Annotated in this window: 20 protein-coding genes and 3 pseudogenes; 14 read left to right on the top strand and 9 right to left on the bottom strand. The window is 64.0% G+C overall.

What is annotated here, in order from left to right; all coding sequences use genetic code 11:
• Positions 1–288: 288 nt before the first annotated feature.
• Both PQR02_RS13755 and PQR02_RS13750 read left to right on the top strand, forming a co-directional pair.
• Positions 289–447: pseudogene (locus PQR02_RS13755) on the top strand (transposase); the annotation flags it as partial.
• A gap of 1,162 nt (positions 448–1,609) precedes the next feature.
• Positions 1,610–2,707 (top strand): zinc-binding metallopeptidase, encoded by a 1,098-nt coding sequence (locus tag PQR02_RS13750; RefSeq protein ID WP_408231193.1) that lies wholly within the window; start codon positions 1,610–1,612, stop codon positions 2,705–2,707.
• Positions 2,708–2,767: 60 nt separating this feature from the next.
• Here the strand turns inward: PQR02_RS13750 and PQR02_RS41020 are convergent.
• Positions 2,768–2,914 (bottom strand): annotated as a pseudogene (locus tag PQR02_RS41020) (IS6 family transposase); the annotation flags it as partial.
• A gap of 592 nt (positions 2,915–3,506) precedes the next feature.
• On the opposite strand from PQR02_RS41020, the gene PQR02_RS13745 reads away from it, so the two are divergent.
• The 8 genes and pseudogenes from PQR02_RS13745 (at position 3,507) to PQR02_RS13710 (ending at position 15,875) form a co-directional block, all read left to right on the top strand.
• The gene (locus tag PQR02_RS13745; protein WP_408231191.1) at positions 3,507–4,754 is read left to right on the top strand and encodes an MFS transporter; all 1,248 of its coding nucleotides are present in this window, start codon (positions 3,507–3,509) and stop codon (positions 4,752–4,754) included.
• 356 nt (positions 4,755–5,110) lie between these two features.
• Entirely contained in the window at positions 5,111–6,019 is a 909-nt protein-coding gene (locus tag PQR02_RS13740) for a TetR/AcrR family transcriptional regulator (RefSeq protein WP_408231188.1), read from the top strand.
• A gap of 425 nt (positions 6,020–6,444) precedes the next feature.
• Positions 6,445–8,942: pseudogene (locus tag PQR02_RS13735) on the top strand (acyl-CoA dehydrogenase).
• Between the two features lie 135 nt (positions 8,943–9,077).
• Positions 9,078–10,505 carry a 3-oxoacyl-ACP reductase gene (locus tag PQR02_RS13730; RefSeq protein ID WP_408231185.1) on the top strand — a complete coding sequence of 476 codons (1,428 nt, stop codon included), beginning with the start codon at positions 9,078–9,080 and terminating at the stop codon, positions 10,503–10,505.
• 2 nt (positions 10,506–10,507) lie between these two features.
• Positions 10,508–11,449, top strand: a complete 942-nt coding sequence (locus tag PQR02_RS13725) for a MaoC/PaaZ C-terminal domain-containing protein (RefSeq protein ID WP_408231182.1) — start codon at positions 10,508–10,510, stop codon at positions 11,447–11,449.
• 127 nt (positions 11,450–11,576) lie between these two features.
• Positions 11,577–12,878, top strand: coding sequence for an acetyl-CoA C-acetyltransferase (locus tag PQR02_RS13720; RefSeq protein WP_408231179.1), 1,302 nt, complete (start codon positions 11,577–11,579; stop codon positions 12,876–12,878).
• 137 nt (positions 12,879–13,015) lie between these two features.
• A complete protein-coding gene (locus PQR02_RS13715) occupies positions 13,016–14,800 on the top strand; it encodes an AMP-binding protein (protein WP_408231176.1) in 1,785 nt (594 codons plus the stop codon).
• A 61-nt stretch (positions 14,801–14,861) separates the two neighbouring features.
• A complete protein-coding gene (locus PQR02_RS13710) occupies positions 14,862–15,875 on the top strand; it encodes a DUF1571 domain-containing protein (protein ID WP_408231173.1) in 1,014 nt (337 codons plus the stop codon).
• On the opposite strand, the gene PQR02_RS13705 is transcribed toward PQR02_RS13710, so the two are convergent.
• From PQR02_RS13705 to PQR02_RS13685, 5 genes are all read right to left on the bottom strand, one after another.
• Positions 15,872–16,321, bottom strand: a complete 450-nt coding sequence (locus PQR02_RS13705; protein WP_408231170.1) for a hypothetical protein — start codon at positions 16,319–16,321, stop codon at positions 15,872–15,874. The genes PQR02_RS13710 and PQR02_RS13705 overlap by 4 nt on opposite strands.
• Positions 16,322–16,367: 46 nt before the next feature.
• Complete coding sequence (locus tag PQR02_RS13700) at positions 16,368–17,945, bottom strand: FAD-binding oxidoreductase (protein ID WP_408231167.1); 1,578 nt, start codon at positions 17,943–17,945, stop codon at positions 16,368–16,370.
• Positions 17,946–18,036: 91 nt separating this feature from the next.
• Positions 18,037–18,906: a zf-HC2 domain-containing protein gene (locus tag PQR02_RS13695; protein WP_408231164.1), complete on the bottom strand. Its 870-nt coding sequence runs from the start codon at positions 18,904–18,906 to the stop codon at positions 18,037–18,039.
• The gene (locus PQR02_RS13690; protein WP_408231161.1) at positions 18,903–19,448 is read right to left on the bottom strand and encodes a sigma-70 family RNA polymerase sigma factor; all 546 of its coding nucleotides are present in this window, start codon (positions 19,446–19,448) and stop codon (positions 18,903–18,905) included. Before PQR02_RS13690 ends, PQR02_RS13695 begins: the two co-directional genes overlap by 4 nt.
• A 15-nt stretch (positions 19,449–19,463) precedes the next feature.
• Complete coding sequence (locus tag PQR02_RS13685; protein ID WP_408231158.1) at positions 19,464–19,607, bottom strand: hypothetical protein; 144 nt, start codon at positions 19,605–19,607, stop codon at positions 19,464–19,466.
• Positions 19,608–19,960: 353 nt separating this feature from the next.
• On the opposite strand from PQR02_RS13685, the gene hfq reads away from it, so the two are divergent.
• Together hfq and PQR02_RS13675 are read left to right on the top strand one after the other, a co-directional pair.
• Positions 19,961–20,473 carry an RNA chaperone Hfq gene (hfq, locus tag PQR02_RS13680; protein WP_408231155.1) on the top strand — a complete coding sequence of 171 codons (513 nt, stop codon included), beginning with the start codon at positions 19,961–19,963 and terminating at the stop codon, positions 20,471–20,473.
• Positions 20,474–21,046: 573 nt separating this feature from the next.
• Entirely contained in the window at positions 21,047–21,256 is a 210-nt protein-coding gene (locus PQR02_RS13675; protein WP_408231152.1) for a hypothetical protein, read from the top strand.
• Positions 21,257–21,654: 398 nt separating this feature from the next.
• On the opposite strand, the gene PQR02_RS13670 is transcribed toward PQR02_RS13675, so the two are convergent.
• Entirely contained in the window at positions 21,655–22,380 is a 726-nt protein-coding gene (locus PQR02_RS13670) for a DUF2968 domain-containing protein (protein WP_408231150.1), read from the bottom strand.
• 258 nt (positions 22,381–22,638) lie between these two features.
• Here PQR02_RS13670 and PQR02_RS13665 point away from each other — a divergent pair, with 258 nt between their 5' ends.
• Together PQR02_RS13665 and PQR02_RS13660 are read left to right on the top strand one after the other, a co-directional pair.
• Positions 22,639–22,863, top strand: a complete 225-nt coding sequence (locus PQR02_RS13665) for a hypothetical protein (RefSeq protein ID WP_408231147.1) — start codon at positions 22,639–22,641, stop codon at positions 22,861–22,863.
• Positions 22,864–23,288: 425 nt separating this feature from the next.
• The gene (locus PQR02_RS13660; RefSeq protein WP_408231144.1) at positions 23,289–23,774 is read left to right on the top strand and encodes a DUF2147 domain-containing protein; all 486 of its coding nucleotides are present in this window, start codon (positions 23,289–23,291) and stop codon (positions 23,772–23,774) included.
• A 61-nt stretch (positions 23,775–23,835) separates the two neighbouring features.
• On the opposite strand, the gene PQR02_RS13655 is transcribed toward PQR02_RS13660, so the two are convergent.
• Both PQR02_RS13655 and PQR02_RS13650 read right to left on the bottom strand, forming a co-directional pair.
• Entirely contained in the window at positions 23,836–23,970 is a 135-nt protein-coding gene (locus PQR02_RS13655) for a hypothetical protein (RefSeq protein WP_408231141.1), read from the bottom strand.
• A complete protein-coding gene (locus tag PQR02_RS13650) occupies positions 23,967–24,434 on the bottom strand; it encodes a transposase (RefSeq protein WP_408231138.1) in 468 nt (155 codons plus the stop codon). Before PQR02_RS13650 ends, PQR02_RS13655 begins: the two co-directional genes overlap by 4 nt.
• Positions 24,435–24,577 lie beyond the last annotated feature (143 nt).

Raw genomic sequence — 24,577 nt, 5'->3', positions numbered from 1 at the left:
CACGGCAAAGGAGCGTTCATCATGAAGATAGCCACTGTCGGAGTGGATCTTGCAAAGACCCTATTCCAGGTTCATGGAGTCGATTTGCAGGGCGATGTCATCGTACGCAAGCAACTACGCCGCATTGAAGCTCTGTCCAATCGCGAGCCTGAGCTTTGCGAACCGTTCCGGGCGTTAGTCCAGATGCTCGTCGAGCACTTACGCGAACCGGGCAACAAGGCAGCTGAACTGGAGGGACGCATCCGTGCGATGCATCGTACGGATGAGGCTGGACAACTTCCCGAAACCATACCCGGGGTCGGGCCGCTCACCGCCTCCGCGCCGGCAGCCTCAATCGGCAACCCGCGCGCCTTTCGGGAGGGCCGCCAACTCGCTGGATGGCTGGGTCTGGTCCCGCGTCAACACTCCTCAGGTGGTAAGCCGCGCCTGCTGGGCCTCAGCAAGCGCAACCTCTGGAAAGTGAACGGTATTGCGATGTTAAACGTCGGATCTGTCAATCCGTCGTGCTGGGACGTGCCGGCACATGGCTAACCTGGTAGGCGTAACCTCGTATCAGCATGGCACACGGTGTCCGCGCATTCTTTGCCGCAAGCGCCACGGCAGCGATGTTTTTGTGTCCGCGTCGACACAGCTTCATCAGCCAGGAGTCAGCCATCTCGGGCTTGGCGGCTGCCATGCGGATAACCGCGCGGCCGCCGTGAATCAGAAGTGTTCGTAGTAGCTTCGCGAGTTCCCGGCCCCAGTAGTGCGACGAGCCGCTCGCTTCCATGCCAATGACACACGGTTCGACGCACGGATGTGCTTCGGTATTTCGCAGCGCTACAACGATGTGGCCTTGCAAATCCACTGCATGAACCTGCAGCACATTCTTGGCAGATCCAGTCCAACAGTCACTATCTTCATGATGAACGCTCCTTTGCCGTGGATATCACGACCTCTCCACTCCGGCACAAACCTCTCGCTGCGTAGCGGGAGTCGACCATCACATCAGAACCTTCACACGCAGGTTTCGATAGGCAGCAAGCTGCGAATCACCTCGACTGGTGCTGAACATGGCGAGAAAATTTCGTATCATATAGTTCGTCATCCTATGCAACCTAAGGTCTTTTATCACCCTCACTGGCACCGGTACGTTTGGAACCGTCGCGTTTTCTGGCGTCTCATCGACGGTCATCAAGGCTTGCGGTCGGGTTTCGCCCAACATGAACGACCGAGGCTTGACGCATCGTTGAAATCTCCCTTTGTCTCAAATCAGTCACTGGCGCAGAGTCAACCTCACAACCTTGGTGGTTCGCTAAGTGCGTGGTGCTCTGGTACCACCGCTTTAATCTGAGACTGCGGGACATTGGAGTCGTTGCTCGACCGCGGCGTCAGGTGACCTCGATGAGCACGCCCGATTTCTTTCGCAGCCGCCTGGACGCCATGATCGATCTTCGTCACCCGCTCGCTGTGCCGGCCAGCCGCATGCCGTGGACCTCGATCGAGCTAACAGGAGCGTGGACTTGCAGCTTTCTCCCATGCCGGAGTCGTTCATGCCGAATCTTCCCGTGTGGCAAAAGACAGACCGCCGGAACAATAGAGTCAGTAGTAACGTGAAAGGAAAACTCTCATGAACTCAATGAAACTAGTACCGGTTAACCTGCAAAATTTCATCGATGCTGCAACAGGCAGGAGCGGTTCGCCAGAAAAGCCGGCAGAATCGTCCGCAGGTTATACGCGATCGCATCCTGGGGAGGGGCAGATTATCCCGCCGGAGTTGTCTCTTAATCGTCCTACTGATCCCAACGGTAAACCATTCGCGTTGAGCGGTGACCTCAACGCTAGCAAATGCGCACCGGAGGCCTTTATCGCCAAACGTAGCTTAAGGACGGGAGCACAGCCCGACTGTCACTACGTTGATGGGAAGACATTCACTGTTGCGCCGCCTTTACAAAATTACAAGATTTCAAACGAAATAAAAAAAGATGGAACAGAGAATGTGTCTCACAGGTTTCCAGCAGGACGTGGCAGACAGCCAATGGAACTTCCCGCGTTACGTCATAATTGGACAGTTAACGGATATCCTATCAGTATTTACGAGCCACTAAATTCTCCTCTTGCCGATGGCACGAGCCTGTTTCCTTTATCGCTAATCGAAAATGGCTTAAGAGTATTGCCGGCACAGCAACTCCAATACATTTCCGGCATTGACCTTTTACCAAATCATCTTGGCCCGAGGACTTTGGGACAAGCCTTTGGAAGTAAACCTGATTTTCGTGAATTAGAAATTGCATTCCCTCCAGTGGAACAGGAGCCCGATGAACTGGAATTCATGGCGACTATGCTGCACGAATCCGCACACATCTGGATGAATGGGCTGATTAGATATCGAAATATGGATAAATTATCAGAGACATACGCTAAAAAAAGTTCAAAAGATGATACGTTTCCATCCGGATATGCGGAAAGAGGAGGTGAAAATGAAGATTTTGCGGAGTTTGCCGTAATATATTGGACAAGTAAGGGGACATCCTGCGAGCCTGAAGCCCGTAGCAAATATCCTAATCGTTATGCTTACTTCGACCTCCTCGCAAAGCTTCCCGTATCGCACCCTCCCATCTCGCTAAAGCCACACTCAGATGTTTCCTCGCTACCTGGGAAAGATCGACTGCCGACGATAGACCAAGGTCAGTCGTCGGTAGCTCATTATCGGAAATTTTCGAGGTAGTTGTCGCGGCTGCGGTGCAAATTACGGGCGCAAGCAAAAAACGGCGCATTCACCATTACATCATCGTGCTGAGAGGACTGCCCTACGAACAGCAGGCGCAGTGGTATGTTTGAGGCGCAACCGTGCGAGGTTGAACTGACCTTTGCGAATGCGATGCATCAACTCGACGCCCGATATCGTAATGGCCGCATCCCTGAAGCGTTTGAAGGACGTTGTCAACTTGGCTCCGCTGGACGCGCGATGTAGGCGAAAAATGGCAACCGCTCAAAAAGCAGCCTACGGATTGCGCAGCACTTCAGCACGCTCGGCCGGGTTCAGCGCATGCGACGGGAAGCGGGGCGGCTCGCACCGGGCCTGGCGTCGCCTGGAACGAGCCCCTGCTGAACTGCCCCCCAAGTTGGGCACCGATCCAACCTCCGGGGTGTTTGGGCTTTCCTTTTAAGATCTTCTGATGCGCCATGTGCATATAGGGATCGGAGGAACGCTTCGCCGAGGCACGCCCACTCTACCCCTCGCCCAATATATGGTTCACTCCCATTTAAACCGACCGCTCTTCACCCATTAAACATTACATAAAACAAACACAAATACCGAGAAAATTACATTTATCCGACATTAAGCATGCATTGCGAATTCAGCACGGAAATTGCTCCAGGGATTAACACGGATAAAAGCGCGGTCATTCATGCAAGCGCTTAACAGTCGGCGTACACTCGCCGCAAGCCTCTACAGAGGGCGCACGGGGCTGCGAAACCGCCCGCCGTCAAACGCGGGTTACTGGAGAACAGGAGAAGAATCAATGAGCTGGACACGGGAACAGAGAAACGTCACGATCGCCGCCTATCTAGGCTGGACACTCGACGCATTCGATTTCTTTCTAATGGTGTTCGTATTGAAAGATATCGCGGCGGAATTCAATACGACCATTCCGTCGGTCGCGGTTGCGATCATGTTGACCTTGATGATGCGTCCGGTCGGCGCATTGATTTTCGGCTGGCTCGCCGACAAGTACGGCCGCCGCCCCACGCTGATGCTCAACATCGCGTGCTTCTCGCTGCTGGAACTGCTGTCCGGTCTGTCGCCCAACCTGATGACGCTGCTCGTGCTGCGCGCGCTGTTCGGTATCGCGATGGGCGGCGAATGGGGCGTCGGCGGCGCCCTGACCATGGAAACCGTGCCGCCCAAATCGCGCGGCATCGTCTCGGGTCTGCTGCAGGCGGGTTATCCGAGCGGCTACCTGCTCGCGTCGATCGTGTTCGGGGTGTTCTACCAATACATCGGCTGGCGGGGCATGTTCTTTGTCGGCGTGCTGCCCGCGTTGCTCGTGCTGTATGTGCGCGCACACGTGCCGGAATCGCCGGCCTTCAAGACGCTCGAAAAGAAAGCGCGGCCCGGCCTCATCGCCACGTTGAAGCAGAACGTCGGCTTGTCGCTTTACGCGATCGTGCTGATGACCGCGTTCAACTTCTTCTCGCACGGCTCGCAGGATCTGTATCCGACCTTCCTGCGCGTGCAGCACCAGTTCGACGCGCACACAGTGTCGTGGATCACGATCGTGCTGAACATCGGCGCGATTTGCGGCGGGCTGTTCTTCGGCTGGTTCTCCGAAAAAATCGGCCGCAAGCGCGCGATCTTCATCGCCGCGCTGATCGCGTTGCCGGTGCTGCCCTTGTGGGCGTTCTCGACCACGCCGGTGCTGCTCGCGCTCGGCGCGTTCCTGATGCAGATCTCCGTGCAAGGCGCATGGGGCGTGATTCCGGTGCACCTGAACGAAATCTCGCCCGATGAAATTCGCGCGACCTTCCCCGGCCTCGTGTACCAGCTCGGCAATCTGATCGCCTCGGTCAACGGCCCGTTGCAGGCGAGCGCCGCCGAAGCGCACGGCAACAACTACGCGCTCGTGATGGCGGTGGTGATCGGCATCGTCGCCGTGGTGATTGCGGCGCTGATTCCGTTCAGCCGCGAGCGGCGCGGCATCGACATGACGCAGTCGGCCAAGGAAGTCGCTGCGCACGTCTCAGGAAGCCCCGTGGGAGGACAGGTTTAAGCGTTCGTACCAAAACGGCCATTTCGCCGGCGCGTTCTCGCGCACAATAGCCGCAGGCGGTCCGAACACCGCGACGCACAAGACGCGTTACGCTGTGCACGCAAGGCCAAACCCGGCTAGCAGGCGATACGAGGCCGTTCCGATTTCGATCGGAACGGCCTTTTCCATGTCCGCGCGATCCGACGTGTCGCGCGCAGCGGGAAGACGGGCCTCGTCAGGTCTTCTAGAGCAGTTAATCAACTACGACCGTTGATCGCATCGCCCGTCCTTATGCTGAAAAAAACGGCTGTTTCAAAACTCGATTTGAAGCGATTGTTTGCGGGCCCGCACGCCCGGCAAACCGGGAGACGCTACACATGGCAGTTCGCACGACAGGCCGGCATCCCGGCGATACGAAATCCCGCATTCTCGATGCCGCCGAAACACTGTTCATCGAATGCGGCCATGACGCGATGTCACTGCGCCAGATTACTTCGCGCGCCGACGTCAATCTCGCGGCGGTCAACTATCACTTCGGCAGCAAGGAAGCGCTGATTCATTCGATGCTGTCGCGCCGGCTCGACCGGCTCAACCAGGAACGGCTCAAGCTGCTCGACCGCTTCGACGCAATGCTCGGCGCGCGTCTGACCTGCGAGCACGTGCTCGGCGCGATGTTCATTCCGGCGCTGCGTCTGTCCCGCGATCCGCGGGTCGGCGGCAAGGCCTTTCTGCGTTTGCTGGGCCGAGCCTATACCGATCCATCGCCATTTATCCGCGACTTTCTGAACGGGCATTACGAGACCGTGGCGGTGCGCTTTTTCAATGCGTTCCAGCGCGCGTTGCCGCATCTGACGCGAGAAGAACTAGGCTGGCGTCTGCACTTCGCGATCGGCACACTGTCGGGCGTGCTGGCCGGCACCGATACCGACAGCCTGATTGCCGAGTTCTCGCAGGGCAAGTCGATGAACGATCTGCACTTGATCGGGCGGCTGGCATCGCTGATGGTGGCCGCGCTCAAGGCGCCATTGCCGGACAGCTCGCAACTGGCCGCGTTCGCCGCGGTGCTGGGCGACGCGGCCGACAGCGTGGCGGGAAGCACCGCGCTCGACCCGGGAGAATGCGGGCCGGACAGCGCTGAGCGGGCCGCTGCCGCGCCACAGGCGCAAACGAAAACACAAGGGCAAAGCGCGACAGGCGCATCGGTGGACGGCGCATTGGATGGCGAACACCAAGGCGGCGGCATCGAAGCTGCTTCGTTTCAGCACGCGATGCACGGCACGGCGTAGAGGCAAAAAAGCGTAACAGCCGATGCGCACGGCGCCGTCAAAGCTTCGATGCCGCCAAAGCAGCAATACAAAGCCGGCAAGCGACGCACCGAACATGCAAACAAAACCGCAACGCAACGAGACAACAGGCAAGCACCGCACACCGTGAACCCCGCACATTCCACCCGCGCTTCGAGACCGCGCACCTAAATCGGCACACGGGGTGGAACTATCAATACCGCGCGCACGCGCTCACAGGCGCGGTTCGCTGCAAGCAGCACAAGCTACAGCATAAGAACAGCACGAGAGCATTAAAAGCGCGCCCCGAAGCGCCGCAACCGCAACGCGAAACAGCGACATCGCCGCGCGGAAGAGATCACCAGGACGCGAGCCGTCCGCGCACCATGTTTGCGTTCGCACGCGTCATCGAAACAGGAGGAAACGTCATGTCGTGGTTCATCCTGGTGCTCGTCATTGCCGCTCTCGCACTCGTCAACGTTCAGGCGCGCGCGTCATGGTGGCTGGCCGCCATGATCGTCTGGGTGGCGGCCGCGCATGTCAGCGGCGCAGCGGGACCCGCCGCCACGACACTGCTTGCGATCGTGTTCGTCCTCCCGGCCCTCGCGCTCACGCTCAGGCCGCTGCGCCGCGCATGGCTGACCAGACCGGTGCTCGACCTCTTCCGCAAGATCCTGCCCGAGATGTCGCCGACCGAGCGCGATGCGATCGAAGCCGGCACGGTCTGGTGGGACGCCGAGCTGTTCTCGGGACGCCCGCACTGGGACAAACTCCTCGGCTACGGCCCGGCGGCGCTGACATCGGAAGAGCAGGCCTTCCTCGACGTCGAATGCGAGCAGCTGTGCGATCTCGCGAACGACTGGGACACCACCATGATCTGGCGGGACCTGTCACCGGCCACCTGGCAGTTCATCAAGGAGCGCGGCTTTCTCGGCATGATCATTCCGAAGCAGTACGGCGGCAAGCAGTTCTCCGCGTACGCGCATTCGCAGGTCATCATGAAGCTCGCCACGCGCTGCTCGGCCGCCGCTTTTCGGTGATGGTGCCCAACTCGCTCGGCCCCGCCGAACTGCTGATGCACTACGGCACCGAAGAACAGAAGAACCACTACCTGCCACGCCTTGCGCGCGGCGACGAAATCCCCTGCTTCGCGTTGACGAGCCCTTACGCGGGTTCCGACGCGGCGGCGATTCCGGACCTCGGCATCGTCTGCAAGGGCAGCGTCGAAGGCCGCGAGACGCTGGGCTTTCGCGTCACGTGGGACAAACGCTACATCACGCTCGGGCCGATCGCGACCGTGCTCGGCCTCGCGTTCCGCGCGCTCGACCCCGACCATCTGCTCGGGTCGAACGACGAGCCCGGCATCACCTGCGCGCTGATTCCGACCGATCACCCGGGCGTGAACATCGGTCGCCGTCACTGGCCGTTGAACGCGGTGTTCCAGAACGGCCCGAACTCGGGCAAGGACGTGTTCATTCCGCTCGACTGGGTGATCGGCGGGCGCGCGCAGGTCGGCAACGGCTGGCGCATGCTGATGGAATGCCTCGCGGCAGGCCGCGCGATTTCGCTGCCGTCGTCGAATGTAGGGATGGCCAAGCTCGCGGCGCGCGGCACCGGCGCGTATGCCGCGATTCGCCGCCAGTTCCGCACCGCCGTCGACAAGTTCGAAGGCGTGCAGGAAGCGCTCGGCCGCATGGGCGGCAATCTGTACGTGATGGATGCCGCGCGCCGGCTGTCCGCGCAGGCGGTGGATCTCGGCGAAAAGCCGTCGGTGATTTCGGCGATCGCCAAGTATCACATCACCGAACGGGCCCGCATGGTCATCAACGACGGCATGGATGTCACGGCGGGCAAGGGCATCTGCATGGGGCCGTCGAACTTTCTCGCGCGCGCCTATCAGCAGGTGCCGATTTCGATCACCGTGGAAGGGGCGAACATTCTCACGCGCTGCCTGATCATCTTCGGCCAGGGCGCGATCCGTTGTCATCCGTATGCGCTGAAGGAAATGGCCGCGACGCGCGAATCCGATGATGCCAAGGCGCTGCGCGACTTCGACGCAGCGTTCTTCGGCCACGTGAGCTTCACGCTATCCAACGTCGTGCGCAGCTTCGTGTACGGCATCACAGGCGGCGTTCTGATCGCCAGGCCGCGCACCGCTTATCCACCCCTGCATGGGTACTACCGCGCGGCCACGCGCGTGTCGACCGCCTTCGCGCTGCTCGCCGACGTCTCGATGTTCGTGCTCGGCGCCGATCTGAAACGCCGCGAGCGCCTCTCCGCCCGGCTCGGCGACGTGCTGTCCCAGTTGTACCTGATCTCGGCGACGCTCAAGCGCTTCGAAGACGAGGGCCGTCAGGAGGCCGATCTGCCGCTCGTGCGCTGGGGCGTCGAGGATGCGCTGTACAAGGCGCAGCACGCGCTCGACGGCGTGCTCGCGAACTACCCGAACCGGCTCGCCGCCGGCCTCGTGCGCGCGCTCGCGTTCCCGTTCGGCCTGCCGTACCGCGAACCGTCGGACCGCATCGGCGGCGAGATCGCCGAGCTGATGCAAACGCCCGGCGCGGCGCGCGAGCGTCTGGTGTCGGATTCCTATGTGCCGCATCCGGATGTCGACGCGCTCGGCTACGGCGAGCTGGTGTTCGAGCTGCACCCGCGCGTCACGCAGATCGACCAGAAGCTGCGCGGAGCGGTCAGACAAGGCCTGCTCGACCCGCTGCCGCAAAGCCTCGCGGAACTCGCCGCATGGACCGACGCGGCCCAGCAGCAAGGCCTGATCGACGCCGACGAGCGCCGCGTGCTCGATGACTACGCGCGCTACGGCGCGCAAGTCGTGAAGGTCGACGATTTCCCGGCCGACTTCGACATGTTCGCCGGTCTGCAAAAACGCAAGGAGGCGCTCGACCGCGCGCTGGAGGTCGCGGCCTGAGTGGCGGCCAGAGTCGCAGCCTGAGTCCCGGCCCGGGCCCGGCGGAGTGCGCGAAAAACCTGGTGGCAAGGCGTACCGGATGCGCTCAACTCAGTGCACACTGACAGACGTCCGGCCAGCGCAGCAAACAACAATATGAACGACTCTTATCTGCAGTTCGTCAACTCGCCGTTCGGCGCGCGCCTCGCGCGCTCGCTCGGCCTGCCCAGGCCCGAGGTGCTGCGCCGCTATCGCGCGGACCGGCCGGAGTTCGAGGGCCTGGTGGCGATCGGCGGGGGGCGCGAGCCACGTCTGTTCGACGCGCTCGCGAATCTGGTGGCGAGCATCGGCGTGACGAGTGTCGCGCACGCGAGCGCCGGCCTGTGGGTGCCGCTCGCCACTCGCCACGGTCTGCTCACCGGCCGCTTCGAAGCCGCGGAGCCCGGCTCGCCAGGCCGGCTCGCCGCCCTGCTGTTCGACGCGAGCGGGATCGAAGACAGCAGCCAGCTCGCGCCGCTCTATCAGTTCTTCCACGACACGCTGCGCTCGCTCGGCAAGTGCGGCCGCATCGTCGTACTGGGACGGCCGCCGCAGGCCTGCGCAAGCCCGCGCCAGGCGAGCGCGCAGCGCGCGCTCGAAGGCCTGACGCGCTCGCTCGGCAAGGAAGCGGGACGCGGCAGCACGGCGAATCTCGTGTATGTCGCGCAAGGCGCGGAAAGCGGCGTCGAAGCGACGCTGCGCTTCTTTCTGTCGCCGCGTTCGGCGTATGTATCGGGTCAGGTGGTGAGCATCGACGCGGGCGGCGCGGGCGACACAGGCGGCGCTCACGCGCCGCCTGCGTTCGGCTGGGCGCAGCCGCTCGCGGGCCGGCGCGCGCTCGTGACGGGCGCCGCACGGGGCATCGGCGCATCGATTGCGAGCGTGCTGGCCGCCGAAGGCGCGCACGTGATCGGCATCGATATCCCCTCGGCGCGCGACGCGCTCGACGCCACGATGCGCCAGCTGAACGGCACCGCGCTCGCGTTCGACATCGCCGCGCCGGAAGCCGCCGCGCAGATCGCCGCCGCGCTCGACGAACTGGGCGTCGACATCGTCGTGCACAACGCGGGGATCACGAAGGACAAGACCATCGCGAAGATGACCGAGGCCGCATGGCAAAGCGTGATCGACATCAATCTCAGCGCGCAGGAACGGATCGACGATGCGCTGCTCGGCGCCGGCATCCTGCGTGACGGCGGCCGCATCATCGGCGTGTCGTCGATCAGCGGGATCGCGGGCAATCGCGGCCAGACCAACTACGCGACCTCGAAGGCCGGCGTGATCGGCCGGGTGCAAAGCATGGCGCCGTCGCTGCGCGCGCGCGGCATCACGATCAACGCGGTCGCGCCCGGTTTCATCGAAACGCAGATGACCGCGAAGATTCCGCTTGCGATCCGCGAAGCCGGCCGCCGCATGAACTCGATGAGCCAGGGCGGCCAGCCGGTCGACGTCGCGCAGACCATTGCATGGCTCGCGCATCCGGGCTCGGCGGGCGTCACGGGCCAGGTGGTGCGCGTGTGCGGACAAAGCCTGATTGGAGCATGAGCATGCGCGAACCAGGGGATCCGTTCGGCAGCGGGCAGGCAGGCGCGGCGCGCGCCGACGCGGTGCGGCCGAAGACCGTCGTCATCGAAACGCTGCCCGCACCGGCGAAGCTCTATGCGCGCGCGTTGACGGGCATCGTCAAGCGCGCACGCCAGACACCCATGCCGCCGCTGCCGCCGCTGCGCCTCGTGCGCCCCGCCGTCGCGCTCGAGCCGGGGCCGGTCTGGCGATACGCGCGCGTGTGCGGCTTCATCCCCGAGCACGGCGTGCCGCTCACCTATCCGCACCTGCTCGCCTTCCCGCTGCATCTGCTGATGCTCACCGACCCGGCATTTCCGTGGCCGGCGCTCGGGCTCGTGCATCTGGCCAACCACGTGCGGCTGCGCCGGCCGCTCGCGTTCAAGGACCTGCTGCGCGTCGAGGTGGAATTCGGCCCGCTGCTGCGCCACGACAAAGGCCAGGCGTTCGTGCTGCATACGCGCATGTACCGGCGCGGCGAGGCGGTGTGGGACGGCGACAGCGTCTATCTGAAACGCGCGGTGCCGGCGAGCGGCAGCGCGCTCGATCCGCTCGAACCCGGCCCCGCCGCGCTGCAACGCATCGCGCGCTGGCAGCTCGCGCCGCAACTGGGCCGCGACTACGCGGCCGTGTCAGGCGACTACAACCCGATCCATCTCACCGCGCTGTCGGCGAAGGCGTTCGGTTTTCCGCGCGCGATCGCGCACGGCATGTGGACGCTCGCGCGCGCCGCATCCGCGCTGCAACCGCCCAAGCCGCTCGCCGAAGCGTCGCTCAGCGCCGAATTCAAGGTGCCGTTGCTGCTGCCGGGCGAGGCGTCGTTGTGGAGCGCGTCGCCCTCGCTGATCGAGCGCGATATCGAGGTGCGCGATATCTCCGGAGAGAAGCCGCATTTGCGCGGCCGCATGCAGTGGAGGCTGCTATGAAGTCCGCGCGCGTTTATCGCCGTGTGAAATTCATGCGGCCCCGCGGACGTCGTTGCATCAGGGCGTGACGATCCCGCCCGCACGAATCACACCACTCAACCACAGCGAACGATCCAAGGAGCCGAGCATGTCCAATCCGCTACCCGCCGTGCGCCGCGTCGCCATCGTCGGGGGCAACCGGATACCGTTTGCCCGCTCGAATACCACCTACGCGAGCGCATCGAATCAGGACATGCTGAGCTTCACGCTGCAAGGGCTGATCGACCGCTACAACCTGCATGGCGAACGCCTGGGCGAGGTCGCGGCCGGCGCCGTCATCAAGCATTCGCGCGACTTCAATCTGACGCGCGAAGCCGTGCTCTCCACCACCCTCGCCAGGGAGACGCCCGCGTACGACGTACAGCAAGCCTGCGGCACCGGACTCGAAGCGGTGATCCTCGTCGCCAACAAAATCGCGCTCGGGCAGATCGACGCGGGCATCGCGGGCGGCGTCGATACCACTTCGGACGCGCCGATCGGCGTCAACGAAAAGATGCGCCAGATCCTGCTCGAAGCGAATCGCAGCAAAAGCGCCGGGCAGCGCCTCGGCGCGCTGGCCAGGCTGCGGCCCGGCATGTTCTTCAAGCCGCTGCTGCCGCGCAACAACGAGCCGCGCACGGGACTCTCGATGGGCGAGCATTGCGAACTGATGGCCAAGCGCTGGAACATCTCGCGCGAGGCGCAGGACGTGCTCGCCCGGGAAAGCCATCGCAAGCTCGCCGACGCTTACGCGCGCGGCTTCGTCAACGACCTGATGACGCCGTACCGGGGCCTCGCGCGCGACAACAACCTGCGCGCCGATCTGACGCTCGAAAAGCTCGCGAGCCTGAAGCCGGTGTTCGACCGTGACGCCGGCACGCTGACCGCCGGCAACTCGACCCCGCTCACCGATGGCGCGTCCGCCGTGCTGCTCGCGAGCGACGAATGGGCGGCCCGGCGCGGGCTGCCGGTGCTCGCGTACCTGAGCGGGTCGGAGACGGCTGCGGTCGACTTTTTCGACAAGAAAGAAGGCCTGCTGATGGCGCCCGCCTACGCGGTGCCACGTATGCTGGCGCGCGCCGGCCTCACCTTGCAGGACTTCGATCTGTACGAAATCCACGAAGCCTTCGCGGCCCAGGTGTTATGCACGCTCGCGGCGTGGCAGGATGACGAATATTGCCGCACGCAGCTCGGCTTGCCGGGCCCGCTCGGCGCGATCGACCGCGCGAAGCTGAACGTGAACGGCAGTTCGCTCGCCACCGGCCATCCGTTTGCGGCGACGGGCGGACGCATCGTCGCCGGCCTCGCGAAGATGCTCGCGCAACTCGGCAAACCGGCCGGCACCGCGCGGGGGCTGATCTCGATCTGCGCGGCAGGCGGCCAGGGGGTGGTCGCGATTCTGGAACGCTGAAGGTGAGCGCCGTTTTCGCGTTCGCCTGATTGAAGGGTTTGCTTGACGCGCGGCTGCAACCCACGCGTTGCCTGCATTTTGACTGGCCGCCAAACCGGCACACAAACAGATGAAGCCACGGCTTCAGGAGACGACCGATGACCGAGCCTATTCAAGCCCCGCTCCCGCCTGCGGCCGGGTCCGCCGCGGCGGCGAACCCCGCCCCGCAGCGCGCGCCCAACACCGACGGCATCTGGTACGAGTCGTATCCGGCGGACGTGCCGCATGACATCGATGTCACGCAATACGAATCGCTCGTGCAGTTCTTCGACGAATGCATCGCGCGATTCCGCGAACGGGTCGCGTACGTGAGCGTCGGCGCGAATCTGACCTACGGCGAACTGGGCCGCAAGGCCACCGCGCTCGGCGCGTATTTGCAGAGCATCGGCGTGAAGCCCGGCGAGCGCGTCGCGATCATGCTGCCGAATACGTTCCAGTACCCGGTGTCGCTGTTCGGCGTGCTGAAAGCGGGCGCGGTGGTGGTCAACGTGAATCCGCTCTATACGGTGCGCGAACTCGCGCATCAGTTGAAGGACAGCGGCGCGCAAACCATCATCGTGTTCGAGAATTTCGCGAAGACGGTCGAAGACGCGCTGCCCGGCACCAAGGTGAAGAACGTCATCGTGAGCGGTCTCGGCGATCTGCTGGCCGACGGTGCGAATCTGAAGGGACGTCTGCTCAATTTCATGTTGCGCCGCGTGAAGAAGATGGTGCCCGCGTACAAGCTGCCGCAAGCGGTGCCGCTGCTCGACGCGTTGTCAGCCGGTTACGCGCTGTCGCGGACGCCCCTGCGCGCCACGCCCGACGACATCGCGTTCCTGCAGTACACGGGCGGCACCACCGGCGTCGCGAAAGGCGCGATGCTCACGCACAAGAACATGATCGCCAATCTGCTGCAGGCCAAGGTGTGGGCCGAGCGCCAGTTGAACGGCGACATCGAAACGGTCCTCACGCCGCTGCCGCTCTATCACATCTATTCGCTGACCGTGAACGCGCTGATCTTCATGGGGCTCGGCGGGCGCAACCTCCTGATCGCCAATCCGCGCGACATGAAGCGCGTGATGATGATCATCCGTCACGAGAAATTCACCAGCATGACGGCGGTCAACACGCTCTACAACGCGTTTCTCGACAACGAGGAATTCTGCAAGCGCGACTTCTCGAACCTCAAGCTCGCGATGGCGGGCGGCATGGCAACCCAGAAAGCGGTGGCCGACCGTTTCAAGGCCGTCACCGGCAAGCCGATCATCGAAGGTTACGGGCTGACCGAATGCTCGCCGATCGTCTCGATGAACCCGGTCGACCTGAATGCCATGCGGGACTTCGAAGGCTCGATCGGCTTGCCCGCGCCGTCCACGCACGTGCGCTTCAGAAAGGACGACGGCAGCTGGGCCAACATCGGCGAAACGGGCGAACTGTGCGTGAAGGGCCCGCAGGTGATGAAAGGCTACTGGAACCGCCCTGAAGAAACCGCCAAGGTCATCGACGACGACGGCTGGCTCGCCACCGGCGACATCGGCGTGATGGACTCGCGCGGCTTCATCCGCCTGATCGACCGCAAGAAGGACATGATCATCGTGTCGGGCTTCAACGTGTATCCGAATGAAATCGAGGACGTGATCGCCGCCCATCCGGACGTGCGCGAAGTGGCCGCGATCGGCGTGCCCGACGCGGCGCAGGGCGAACGCGTAAAGGTGTTCGTCGTCAGGCGCAACCCGGCGCTGACCGCCGAGCAGGTGATCGCCCATTGCCGCAAGAATCTGACCGGCTACAAGGTGCCGAAGCTGGTGGAGTTCCGCGACGAGCTGCCGCAAACCAACGTCGGCAAGATTCTGCGCCGTGCGTTGCGCGACGAGGAACTCGCCAGGCAAAAGTCTGCCTGACAGGGAACGCTGCTTTGGCGTCGCGCTTTCGCGCTATCTCGCGTCAGGTTCCGGAGGCCCGATGAAGCACCGCACGTCCGCACGCTCGCGCCGTTCGCCGGTCTTCATGCGTGTCGCCGGAATCATCGGCATGGCGGTGCGCGCCGCCGCGTCAGGGTGCGCGCTGTCGTCACGCGGACTGCTGGCCGGCGCGCTGCTGGCCGGCGCCGCCATCGTCGCGGCGCCGACGGCGTTCGCGCAGAACGACGACACCCCGCCCCCGCTCGATGCCCCGAGCGCCGTCAAGGCGCCGACCACGCCGCCCGCGCAGGTCGGCAAGCTCACGCTGGACCAGCAGGTCAAATGGCTGCGCGCCGCGCAACGCAGCGGCACGCTGGAAAAGCTCAGCGACGCCCAACTGGTCGCGCTCTTCCAGTCGCTCGATCCGCTCGCGCTGCCGCGTTACATCAAGGAAGGGCCGACCGGCTACGCGTCGTACGAGTTCACCATGACGCGCTCGGAGCGCATTCACGGCCAGTGGCCCGACAAACCCGATCACATGCTGGTGCGGCTCGCGCACGACCCGCTGCGGATCTACGCGAAATGGCTGCCCGACGGCGCGCGCGCGGGCCAGGAAATCATCTACGACGAGTCCAGACGGTCCGACGAAGTGTACGCCCACCTGGGTGGTCTGATGAACGTGATGCCGTTGTGGACCGCGCTGAATGGTGCGCTCGCGCGCTCGCAATCAAACCACGACGTGCGCGACCTGGGCACCGAGTACATTGCGAATCAGTATCTCAGCGAGGGCAGGAAATACATCGAGGCCGGCTTGCCGCGCTCGACCCATGTGGAAGTCAAGACGATCGACCGCGTGCGCGTGGTGGCCTTCACGTTCGAAACGCCGACCGGCCAGCCGCAGTTCTACGCGAAGAAGGAGACGCTCGGGCTCGATCTGCGGCATCCGTACTTCCGCACCGTCGAGTCTTATGACAACGACGGCAGGCTGTTCGAGCGGCTCGTGCTCGAAACCATCACGCCGAAGACGTTCGACGACGCCGCCTTCGACCCTAAGAACAAGGCGTACAACTTCTAGTTTTCACTGGGGTCGTCGGCTGACAGGCGCGGCGTGAACGCGAAGACGACGTGCGCCTGTGGTGCAGTTGAGCCCGTGCGCGGCTCGTGGCTGTGAGCGACCAGCACATGCCCCGTGCGCGTGACGAGTTCGCCGAGCACGAAGTAGTCGGATGCGCGCGTGAGACCGATCAGCGCAGGCGGGGCCGACGCGGCGATCACGCCGGATTGCCGGCTGAGAAGCGGCGCGAGCGTCGTGTACCACAGCGCGCCGATGTCGCCGCCGGTTTCGAACGTCGGCAGCCTCAGTTGCGCGGCATAGCGCGCGAACGACGGCCCGCCAGCGAGTGTCGAATCGACGATCGCGAGCGTGCCCTCACGCGTTGCCGCGCGTGCGAGCCACGGCCACGCGCCGCCTGCCATGGTGGACCACCATGCTCCGGTCATCATGAAAGTGCGTCGATCCATCGATGACTCCTGTCGCCAGAGAGCAAACCGCGCGCGTTGTCCGCGTTCACGTGTACCCGCGCCGGTCGCGCCAGGCCGCCGGCCAGATGCCCTGCTTGCCCGGCGCGAGAATGCCGTTCGGGTCGAGCGCGTCCTTGATCGTTTCCGATAGCCGCAGCAACGCGCCATCGTTGAAGCTGTATTGAGCCGCCGCAAAATCCATGTACGCGAGATGCGCGCGATACTCGCCGTACCCCGCCGCGCGCGCATCGCTCATCAGCGAACGCAGCAACGCGCCGGCCTGCTCGACCTGGTCGGCGTCGTCGCGGTCGAAGATCGCCGCGAAGATGTGATGCAGATGACGCTCGCCCGCCGTGAATCCGCCGTAGTAATCGAAGCCGTATTCCGCCGCGCGCGCCTTGACCATCGTGTATTGGCGCATCGCGTCACGCCCGGTCGCCGGACACACCGGCGCGAAGTCCACGTGCGCGCCCGCGCCGCCGCGCCAGTCGAGCATGCGGAACGCGCTCATCGCGGGAATGCCGGCGAGGTTGCGGTCGCCGCCGCCGGTGGGCTGCGCATCGCCGGCATAACGCGCGGCGAAAAACCGCGCCTGCGGCACGCGGGCGAACGCGCGCTGCACGATCGCATGGCGTGCATCGATCAGTTCGGGCGTGCCGTAGAGCGCGAAATGCAGATTCCAGCGGCCGACCCTCAGCTTGTCGAGCATCGCGGCGAGCGCGCTTTCCGGCATCGCGCCCGGACCTTCATACCACTGGCTGCGGGCCGACAAACCCGCCGCGCGGCGCAAGCCGCCTTCGATCACCGCGCGATTGCGGATCGTTTCGTCGAGCCGCAACGGCCGCAGAATGTCGACGATCGCTTCGAGATCGGCCTCGTGGCGAAACTGGATTTCGCCGAGCAGATAGGCGGGCGGAGCGGGCATCAGCCAGACTCCCAGCTTGGTGACGATGCCGTAATTCGACTGCATGAACATCGCATCGAACGACGGGCCGTAGCCCGGCTGATACAGCTGCCATGCGGTGCCGATCTCGATGCCGCCCATGCCGGTGCGCAGCACGTCGCCGTTGGCGAGCACCACTTCCATCCCGCACTGCGTCGCCGCATGATCGCCGTACGCGGTGTAGCCGAAGCCGCGTTCGAGCGTGTTGCCGACCACGCTGCCCCAGCCGGCCGCGGGCGGATCGACCCACAGCTTGTAGCCCTTGTCGCGCAGATGCGCGTACAGATCGAAGTAGCTGACGCCCGGTTCGACCAGCGCGTACGCGAGCGTCTCGTTGACCTCGATGATGCGGTTCATCCGCTGCAGATCGAGCACGACCGATCCCGCCAGACGCGGCGCGGCGCCGCCGTACGCGAAGTTGCGGCCGGTCGAGACGGTCCACAACGGAATCCGGTATTGATTGGCGACGCGCAGCACCGCGCGAATTTCGTCGACCGATGCGGGCAGCAGCGCGGCGCTCGCTGAAAACGCCTCGCGCTCGCCCGGTGCGAACGGATCGCGATAGGCGGTGAGCCCTGTCGTCGACGTCACCACCTGCGCATCGCCGACAATCGTCCGCCACGCGGCGAGCGCGCGATCGAATTGCGCGGCGGAGAGTTTGGGCGGGACGCTCAAGGGCAATGAATATTCCTCCGGCGGATGAAGGATGCAGCGGTGTACGAACCTGTGTATTTTGCGCTGGCGCGTTCCCGTGACTCGGTGCGCTCGCCCGCTACTGCCACACTTCCGGCTTGCCGCCGAGCGCGCTGCACACGTCGATCGCGATCGAGCGGAGCTTGCCTTCCGCGATCGCCCCGGACAACGCATAGCCCATGCCGTCGTTGACCCAGTAGAAGGTGCGCCGGTTGCCGTCGCGGAGCAGGCGGAACGCGGTTTCGTCGCGCGCAATGCCGGTGACGTACAACGTGAGGCGCTCGCCGGTGGTGTTCTCGTACATGAATTGCGCGGCCGGTCCGGCCTCGCCGGGCAACAGCCGTCCACCCACCAGCGAGTAGCCATATTCCTGCAACGACGGCACCGACAGCGGACGGTTCAGCCGCTTGGACAGCCAGTTGATCAGATGCTCTTCTTCGCTCGCGGCGACTTCCACCGGATGACGCCGCTCCGGCGTGTACACCGCGTAGGCGATGTCCGCGCGCTGCGCGAAGCTCGGCGGCTGGCTGCCCGCGCCCCATGCTCCGCCCCACTTGCCGCCCGTCAGGCGCGGCGCGAGCGGCCCCACCGCCAGCGCAAGCCCCGCGCCGACCGCGAGCCAGCACGCGGCGAGGCCCGCGCGCTGCCACCACGGCGGGCTGCGGCGCACCACGATGAAGGCGGGTTCGTCCACGGCGTTGCGTTCGGAGTCGTCGTGACGCTGGTCGGACTCGGCGCGCGCGCTGCGCGGCGGCGCGCCGCACAGCGCGCGCAGCGCAGCTTTCTGCGCACGCCAGGCGGCCACTCGCGCGGCGGCCTGCGGATGTTGCTCCAGCTGCGCCTCGATCGCGGCGCGCTGCGCCTGCGGCAGTTCGCCGTCCACAAACGCCGACAGCGCTCGCAGATCGAGCCCTTCGGGCAAGCTGGAATCGTAGTCGTCGTTGTTCATTTCTGGTTTCTCACCACTTTCAACGGCGGAGATTTGCGCGTTGAGCCTTGGGTTGGCCCATGCGCCGGCCCCTCCGTCAGCAGCACGCGCATATGCTCACGCGCGCGCGACAGCCGCGACATCACCGTGCCTATCGGCACACCGAGCGCCTTTGACGCTTCCTGATAAGACAACTCTTCCACGCAGACGAGCAGCAGCACTTCACGCTGCTCGACCGGCAGACGGTACAGCGCACGCTGCAAGTCGCGCAGCATCAGACCGTCGACTTCGGCTTGGGGCGCTTCGAGATTGCGCCACGGCGCGCTTTCGTCGTCGACGGCGATCTCGCGGCGGCCGCGCAGCTGATCGATATAAAGATGCCGCAAGATCGTCAGAAGCCACGCGCGCAAATTGCTGTTGGGCCGGAACGCCGACCAGCGCGCGAGCGCACGCTCGGCCGTATCCTGCACGAGATCGTCCGCCCACGCGTGGTCGCCCGTCAGCGCGCGCGCATAGCGGCGCAACTGCGGGAGCCACCCGATCACATCCGTTTCGAAGCTCACCTTGTGAGCGGAAACTCAGTAGCCGCCACTGCCACTGCTGGTGCCGCTGGTACCTGATGCGCCGCTATCGGTCGCGGACGTGCAACCGCCCGTTGCGAGCGACCCAAGCGCTAGCGCGAGCAACACGAAGACGGCGGACAGAATACGGGATGCTTTCATGGCGAATCTCCTTTGGAGCGCGCTGGCTGGCCAGCGCCCCGATCGGCCGCGCGCGGAATTGCGAGGCAGCCATGTATGACTTAACGCTAGCGCAGCGCGATTTATTCCCAGTAAAGGGCCTGCACCTATCCTTTTCCGCCAGCCGCGCCGGGAATGCCTGGATGATGCTCGCGATCATGCGGAAGAAACCGCCATAGCCCAGCAGATTCGTAACTCAACGTTACAGCCAAAACTTATCAGATGCTTATGCGCTCACAAGCCGTTATAGTGGACGCAGTTCGGGCCGCCGACTCGTTCCGCCCCACACAGGGTAGAATTGCGGCGAACCACCGTCTTTCTAAACTGAATTGTCCATGGCATCCGCAGAACCGCACCCGCAAAACGATTTCATGAACGCTGCGCGCAAAGAACGGAAGCGCGTCGAGATCTACCTCGTCAACGGCATTCGCCTGACGGGGTGCATCGAATCGTTCGATCAGTACCTGGTGATGCTGCGCACGCCTGTGGGTCTACAAGGCATCTACAAGCGCGCGATCTCCACGATCCAGCTCGACACCGGCACCCGTCCGGCGCCGCGCGCCGGGCGTCCGGCGCATGGCGAGCACAACACGCGCGGCCCGCACGGCTCGCGTGAACCGCGCGACCATCGTGAACCGCGCGAACCGCGTGAACCGCGCGAGTCGTACGGGGCGTCGGCCACGGAGCGCACATCGTCTGAGCGCGGCAGCGGCACGTCCGACGGCCCGGTGGTCGTCACGCGCCGCCGGCGTCTGTTCGGCACGGGCGGCGACGGCAACCACGGCGGCGGCAATCATGGCGGCAGCGGCAGCCCCGGCAACAACGGCGGCAACAACGGCAACGAATAAGCGGCCGGCGCGGCGCTCGGCTACGCCACCGGCCGGCCGGGACGCCGCTAGATCTTTTCCAGTTACATCACCTGCTGCTTCGTCAGCTCGAATCCCCCTTTGACCGCCAGCACGCGGCGCCCCCAATAGCCGGCATCCAGCGTGCGCAGCGCCGGTTGCCTCGTTGCCCACTCCAGCTGTCCAGTTCCGCTTCCGCGACGTGCGACGCGATCACGCACTGCGCGCGCTGGTTTTTTCCGGTCCGGGTTGTTGTCGCTGCCTCGTGATTGGCCAATGCCGTTGCGCTCTCGCCCGAGCGAGGCGCTGCCGGCTCGTGCGATGCGGGTCTGCTGCGGTTTGTGGTTTGCGGCGGCTTTTGCGTTCCGCCTCGCCGCCGGGCGACACGCCGACAACGACGCGAAGGCGTGCGAATTCAACGGGTGCTGGGGCATTGGATGCTGCCTGACGCTCGCGCCCTGCTTGCAACTTCGAAAGGCGACGCTTGCGATGCGCGCTTGAGCCGTTCGGTCGACACTCGGCAAGGTCCGCCATGCGCTATGCTGAATAGTCGACTCTCTTTTAGCGGAGCGCGTCATGACCATCAAGAAACCCCCCGTATCTCAGCCCGGCATGCAGCCTGGACTCAAGTCCACAGCGGCGCGGCCGTCGGCTGAATCCGACGATAGCCGTCTCGATGAGGCACTGGCGGAAAGCTTCCCCGCCAGCGACCCGATTGCCGTGGATTTGACAGATCCCCATGCGCCGGTCAAGGCGGCGTCACCGGAGGTAAAGAAGCGGCGTTAGCCCAGATGGTAGCGGCTGGATTCGCCACTCTATGTGGCAACGCGAACGAGTTTGGAAATCGGAGAATGGTCGCCGACACTGCTCGCGCTGAACATGCGGCATTGAAGCGCAAAGCCGGCGCGCGCGATGGCGATGCCCGTCGCCGCGCGGCCGTCCAGCTTGCAGGGCAAACGTGAACAGGCGAACGCGGACAACACGGCGAAGATCGCTAGACCAAGGTCGCCGGCAAGATTGCGACGTTGGCATCGAATCTGATCAGCACCAGCATGGGCGGCAAGTCACGACGGCATCAGCATGGCCACGGCCGTCATGCCCTGCCACCACGGCACGCTGTCAGCGAGTCAGGCGGCGCTTCCCCGCTCCGCCCTCCCCGCCCGACGAACCTCAGGCCATCGCGTTCAATGCGAAGGCAGGCCGCTTTCCAGTTGACGCTGAAGCTCGCGCACCTGGCGCTGCGCGATGCGCAACTGTTCCTGCGCGGCAAGCTTCTGCTGAGCCAGCGCCGTGGTTTCGGCGCGCTTCTCCTGCTGCTGGGTCGCAACGATGCTCTGCTGCTGCCGCGCAACATCGAGGTCGGCCTGCAAGCGGTTCGCGCGGTCCTGCGACAACGCGATCATCCGCTGCGTGAACGCCTTTTGCGCCTCGAGCTGCGTGCGGCGAATCTCGACGTCCGACAGTTGCACCGTCTGACGCACGAAGTCTTTGTAAATCATGTCGGCGCGCATGGCGTCCTGCGTCTTGATCACGCGCCAGAAATTCTTTTGCTGGAACAGCGCGACGTAGTACGTCATTTCCTTGCCGTAAAACAGCAGGCTCGCCCCGTAGCTGCCGTTGTAGGTGGTGCGCAGTTCGCTGAGATCCGACCCGTGGATCATCTGCTGCAATTCCGCCACGTTGCCCGCGGCGGATTGCCGGTTTTCGTCGGGGGTCAGTGCAGTGGTCTCTGCCTGTCCGCTCGGCGCGGTCTGCGCGGTGGTTGGCAGCGCGGTGCTCGTACCGGGCTGGGAAACGACGCCTGCGCTTGCGCTACTGTCCTGCAGAGCCTGAGCATTCACACCTTGCACGGCTCCCGCTGCGATGAATGCGGCGAGAGCAATCTGTCGTAGCTTCGACTTTTGGTCCATGTAATTCCTGCTTGAACAGTTTTTGTTTTAGTAGAAAACGGTTAATTATCACTTACTTTCGCGGGTTTCGGGTTCTTCGTCGAAAATTTGGCGTCGACGAGCCCGTCCGGCAGGTCCGCAAATGCGGACAGGCCCTCGGCGCCGATCACCTGCGCGATGAACGTCTGGAAGATCGCGCTCTTGTCGGCCGCTGCGCTCCTCGATCCACGGAATCTTCAACCGGTCGCCGCGAGCCGGAAACACAGGTCGGCGCGGAACGTGCAGTCCTTCACCAGTCGATTTCAATCGGCCTCGCGCGCAAGGCTTCTGACCGCGATCGAGAATGGGCTGACCGCGCTCAGCGAACAGTTGTGCGTGTCCGCGTTGCTGCCGAAGGGCCGCGACAACGTCAAGTATCTGGCCGCGCACGCGGCGGTGTCCATCGGCAGCAACGGCCTGATCGGCAAGTTCAACGCGGCGCACTATCGCAAACCAACGAGTTGACGCTGAAGTTCGGCACCGCCGTTTCGCTCACCATCAGTACAGCGCGATTTCATTGCCGACCTCGGAGTAGATCTCGTTCGGCGCGCAGCGTTCTCAACGGGGCGAAGCGTCGGGCGATTCGGGCTGGGCGCGATGTTCGAAGTCATCCCGCGCGTTCGCGCTGCGCTTTACGTATCTGCGCACATTGCCGGGCCCGGATTAGAAGTTCCCCTATCAAACGGCGCGCGCACTTTCGCGTATTCTGCGCTGACGACGCAACCGGCGGCATGCACGCGTGCACGCCGCGAGATGCACATCCTGTGAGCCGAAGCCAAACCTGAAAAAGCGATACCAGGCCGTCACAGCGGGCTCGTCCGGGCACCGTCCGACATACCGGTAACGCCGCGCGACCACGATCGCGCCGTCTCTAATCAAGGAGGAAGACAATGACGCAATTCACTCGGCCCGCTCGCGCAATCGCGCTTCGCACTGCCAAACATGCTGCTGTCGCCGGCCTGCTGATCGCGAGTGCGATGACGGCCATGGCGCAGACCGACACGCCGGTCGGCACGTGGCAAACCATCGACGATCACACCGGCCAGCCCAAAGCGCTCGTGCAGATCGCGCGGGATGGCAGCGGCCAACTGAACGGCAAGGTGATCAAGGGTCTCGATGCGAACGATCAGCCTGATCGCCGCTGCACCGCTTGCACCGACGCACGCAAGGATCAGCCGATTCTCGGCATGACCATCATCAGCGACATGAAGAAGGACGGTGACGGCTGGGATCACGGGCAGATTCTCGACCCGGAAAACGGCAAGCTCTACAAGTGCAAGATGCACCTGGAAGATGGCGGCAACAAGCTGGTGGTGCGTGGCTATATCGGCGTGGCGCTGCTGGGCCGCTCGCAGACCTGGGTTCGTCAGCAGTAGTGCGCGACGCATGCGGGCGCTGCCTCTTTCGGGCCAGCGCGGATCATCTGTGAAGAGTGACCTACGCTGCCAGCAGCGTGTGCGAGGGCAGCGTCACAGCCGATGCGCCGCTGCGGTCGGAATGAAAAAAGGAACGGCCGGCGATCACTATCGCGCGGCCGTTCTGCATGTGAAGCAGACCGATCGGCGTTGTCATGCAGCGTGCTTGAATGGCGATGTGTACGCGAACGGCGAAGCCGGCAGCGGTTTGCTCAATGCAGGCTGGTAAGCCGGAGGTGTAGCGGCCACAGTGGGTACGGTGACCGGAGCGCTTTGCGCTGCGGCACGTTTCTGTTCGTCGCTCGTGTGTGTGCGCATGCGCGCTTCCATCAAGCTGCAGAGTTCCACACTCCCAGCTCCGAGCAGTTGCTCCGTCACCCGCGTGAGCACGCCGGATTCGTACCATGCCTTGAAGCGGCGATGACAGGTTTGATACGACGGGTATCTGCGCGGCATGGCTGACCAGGTTGCGCCGCTATACATGACCCACAGCACGCCGTTGAGCACCGATCGGGTATTGGCAAGCGGCCGGCCACGCAGTTCGGAGCGCGGGCGCAGTTCAGGAAGCAATGGAGCGACACGCTGCCACTCTTCGTCAGTGATATCACGGTGCGGATTCATAGCTTCTCCTTTATCTAAACCAGGACAAAAGATAGCTTGTGGTGCGCGCCCGCGACATAAGACCAATCCGAATCTTGAAAATGCGCCGTTTGGCGCAATTAGTTCGGCAATTAAGCGTGATCTGTCGCAGATGTATCGGCGGC

Origin of the sequence: Paraburkholderia sediminicola, assembly GCF_046026895.1 — a bacterium.
GTDB classification, from domain to species: Bacteria; Pseudomonadota; Gammaproteobacteria; order Burkholderiales; family Burkholderiaceae; genus Paraburkholderia; species Paraburkholderia sediminicola_C.
The sequence above is the reverse complement of the archived record's forward strand: the minus strand, read 5'-3'. Positions and strand labels throughout refer to the sequence as shown.